General features: G+C 68.6%; 4 protein-coding genes. 2 read left to right on the top strand and 2 right to left on the bottom strand.

Annotated elements, in window-relative coordinates:
• Both EFK10_RS49080 and EFK10_RS41730 read right to left on the bottom strand, forming a co-directional pair.
• A partial coding sequence (locus EFK10_RS49080; RefSeq protein WP_206305805.1) for a hypothetical protein occupies positions 1-233 on the bottom strand: 233 nt, incomplete at its 3' end.
• A gap of 357 nt (positions 234-590) precedes the next feature.
• A complete protein-coding gene (locus tag EFK10_RS41730; protein WP_206305806.1) occupies positions 591-854 on the bottom strand; it encodes a hypothetical protein in 264 nt (87 codons plus the stop codon).
• Positions 855-1,113: 259 nt separating this feature from the next.
• Between EFK10_RS41730 and EFK10_RS52430 the strand changes: the two genes are divergently transcribed.
• Together EFK10_RS52430 and EFK10_RS41745 are read left to right on the top strand one after the other, a co-directional pair.
• Positions 1,114-1,236 (top strand): hypothetical protein, encoded by a 123-nt coding sequence (locus EFK10_RS52430; RefSeq protein WP_265737601.1) that lies wholly within the window; start codon positions 1,114-1,116, stop codon positions 1,234-1,236.
• A gap of 642 nt (positions 1,237-1,878) precedes the next feature.
• Positions 1,879-3,342, top strand: coding sequence for an alkaline phosphatase family protein (locus EFK10_RS41745; protein ID WP_127360863.1), 1,464 nt, complete (start codon positions 1,879-1,881; stop codon positions 3,340-3,342).
• The last annotated feature ends 118 nt before the right edge of the window (positions 3,343-3,460 follow it).

Below are 3,460 nucleotides of genomic sequence, written 5' to 3' on the forward strand. Positions count from 1 at the left end.
GCGAGCTCCGCGAGGTACGGCTGCATTCCGCGGGCTGGGGCCCCTGCCAGGTCCACCTGCTGCTTCGTCGCACGGGCCGCGAGCTGCTGATCCGGCACTGTGTTGGGCGAATCGATCGCGCTCCGCCGAGTGCGCGCAAGTAGGGCCCGCCGAGCTGTGCTGAAGGGCTCGCCTGTCTCGGCCATACGCTGGCGGACGGCCTTCTTGAAGGATTTGTTGTCTGTCATCGTCATTGTCTCCTGCGGCGCGAACCCATGCTCCTCGCCTGACAGAACGCAAAACGATGCGTCAGGACAACGAGAGTTGATCTTGCACGAGTCGAGAGAGACCCTTGGCTGTCTTCACGGTCCCAGCATGGGTAAGACCAATCAGGCGCGGGCAGGTGCTTGCTGCCGCGAATAGTCATAGCAGATGGAGCCGTGGCGGCGCCAGTACCCCCACCTGCGGTTGATCGGGAAGGGAGTGCCCTGGGCCTGTTACGCGGCCCACCTCGGAACGGTGCCGCGAGGCACTCGGTGGCGCCTGGACTGTCAGGCCTGGTCGCACAGCGGCGAGCGTGACCGGGGGCCGCTCGCGTCACCATGCGCCCCTCAGCCTGGCGCAACCACGTCGGGACGGGGCCCGAACGCCCGCCCGCAGCGCAGGTGGGAGATACGCCACGCGGCGGCGTCCTCGACCGTACGCAGGCTCCCCATAACCTTGTCGGGGTCCTTGTGGCTGGTCCAGCCGCACCCGGCGCCGTCGAAGACCTGCACCCCCTGCACGCCGGCCTCCCACGCCTGGTTGAGGGTGCCCGAGTTGTAGGCCGCGCTCTTGGCAAGCGTTGCCGACTCAGCCCACGCCCTCACCGGCACCCGCGCCCCCCTTACAGAAGATCACGTACGCCAGCTGGTGCTGGGCAGCGAGCCGGTCGGCGAGAGCCGTTTCCTTTTGAGGCCGTTTCCCAGCTCTCTACCGAAATGCTGAGCAGCGGTAGCCAGTCACCGCGCAGGGCCGGTGGTCGCCGAATTGCCGCTCAGCGCCCGCATAATCACCGCCTCGCTGATGTCCATCGCAAAGGCAAGATCGGCTCGAGGCACAGGTGATATCGCACGGCGTCCCAGGGCGCACTGCGTGGCCGCCGCCGGCATCATCCTCGGCCAACGCGGCCGTGGCGCCCCCGTCGCCGTCCTGCGCAGCATCGCCTACGCCCCGAGCGACGAGGGCGTGACCGCGATACTCCACCACCGGCAGTGAACCGCTGATCACCGGGGCCGCCGGAGCCATCGGCGCGCGCCTTGCCGCCGACCTGACCGCTCTCGGCCTCCCGCTGCGGCTGCTGGTTGCAGAGGGTACCCGCGCTGATGCCCAGCAGCTTGGGCGATGGACTCGATGCTGTTCCTGGCAGCATGTCGCGGGCCGCGCGGATGAGCTCGGGGTGACCACGGAGGGGCGTCCGCCGGTGCGGCCGCGGGCGCGGGCGCGGGCGCGGGCGGCGGCGAGGTCCTCGTTGGTGCCGGCCGAGATGAGTTCGCGGATGAACGGCGAGGGCGGCGAAGACGTGGAAGATCAGACGCCCGGAAGATCAGATTCCCGCTGAAGGCGATCCGGGGTCCGGGCGGGCCGTTTTCACGATCCTCAATAGACGAACGTCTATTGAACTCCACGCCTGAGGAGGAGAGTTGACCTTGGAATGCTCTCCAGGCTTACAGTCGGGGCCATAGACACGACTGTCACCGCCGTGCCGGTCTCCCACGGGGCCGGGCCACTGACATGGAATGTTCATCTTCTGATCACCTTTGGGTCGGCTGTGCCATGCCCGGCACGCGGCTTAAGGGAGGAAAGTGCCGCCGGTGGCGGCGAGGGCTGTCTTCGCCGCGCTGTTATTGAAGGAGTGGCATGGCAGGCTTCATACGCCGACGCCGTTCGGCGCTCGGGGCGGTGCTGGCCGGGGCGGGACTGATCGCCGCCGGGCTGGGAGCAGCGCCGTCGGCCTCAGCGCAGGCCGAGAACGGGGGCGCTGCGAAGAAGATCGGGCACGTGTGGACGATCGTCTTGGAGAACAAGTCCTACGAGTCCACGTTCACCGGGCTGAACCAGAACAGCTATCTGTGGAAGACGCTACCCAGTTACGGGGAACTGCTCACGCAGTACTACGGCACCAGCCACTACAGCCTGGGCAACTACACCACCCTGGTCTCCGGGCAGGCTCCCGCGCCGGACAACCAGAACGACTGTCCGCAGTACAAGGACGTCACCCCGGGCACGCCCGCCGCCGACGGCCAGGTCAACGCCTCGGCCGGGTGCGTGTACCCGTCCTCCGTCAAGACAGTGTTCAACCAGCTCGACTCCAAGCACGTGCCCTGGAAGGTCTACGCCCAGGACATGGGCAACACCTCCACCCGCGAGAACGCCTACCAGTGCGGGGTGCCCGGCGACCCGACCGGCAACGGCGTGCCCGACCCGGGCGGAGCGACCGCGGGCGACCAGTACGTGCCCAAGCACAACCCGGCGCCCTGGTTCCACTCCGTGATCGACAACCCCAAGGACTGCGCCAACGTCGTCCCGCTGGACGGCCTTCCCGCCACCAGCGGCCACGCGGCCGTCCCCAGCCTGGCCCAGGACCTCAAGACCGAGGCCACCACGCCCAAGTTCTCCTGGATCAGCCCCAACAACTGCTCCGACGCGCACGACGCGACCTGCAAGGGCGACAACCTCTCCGGCGACCCGAACAACCACCAGGGCGGCCTGTACGCCTCGGACGTGTTCCTGGAGAAGGTCATCCCGCAGATCATGGCTTCGCCGGCGTTCCAGCACGACGGTGAGATCCAGATCCTGTTCGACGAGGCGTTCCCGCCGTACAAGATGTACGGCAACTCCATCGGCGACTACACCGGCAACAGCAACTCCAGCCTGAACACCCCCACCGACACCGCCCAGTCGGTGGTGGCGTGCTGCAACGAGCTGCCCGGCCCGAACACTTCGCAGCCCGGCTTCCAGGCCTTCGGCCAGGACACCACCCCCGGCGGCGGCATCACCGGCGCGGTGTTCATCTCCCGCTTCATCAAGCCCGGCTCCGTCAGCCAGCAGCCCTACAACCACTACAGCTGGCTGCGCAGCACCGAAGACCTCTTCGGCATCAACAGCGGCGGCACCGACGGCCACGGCCACCTCGGCTACGCCGCCGCCGACGGCCTGCGCCCCTTCGGCGCGGACGTCTACAACAACCCCAGCGGCAAGGCCCTGCCCCCCGCCCCCTCGGGCAGCACCATCTACCCGGCCGTGGCCAGCATCCACGATGCGGAACACCCGATCACCAACCCCACCCCGGCAGCAGCCGGAGCCGGAAGCGCACAGCACTGATGAACTCCACGCGCCACGCGGCGCCCGGCCGGGCCGGCAGCAGCCAGCCCGGCCTCCGCCGGTTCGCCCTCACCGTCCGCCGCCTGGCCCCGGCCGCGGCCGTCCTCGCCGCGCTGGC

Origin of the sequence: Streptomyces soli (genome assembly GCF_003999195.1) — a bacterium.
GTDB classification, from domain to species: domain Bacteria; phylum Actinomycetota; class Actinomycetes; order Streptomycetales; family Streptomycetaceae; genus Actinacidiphila; species Actinacidiphila soli.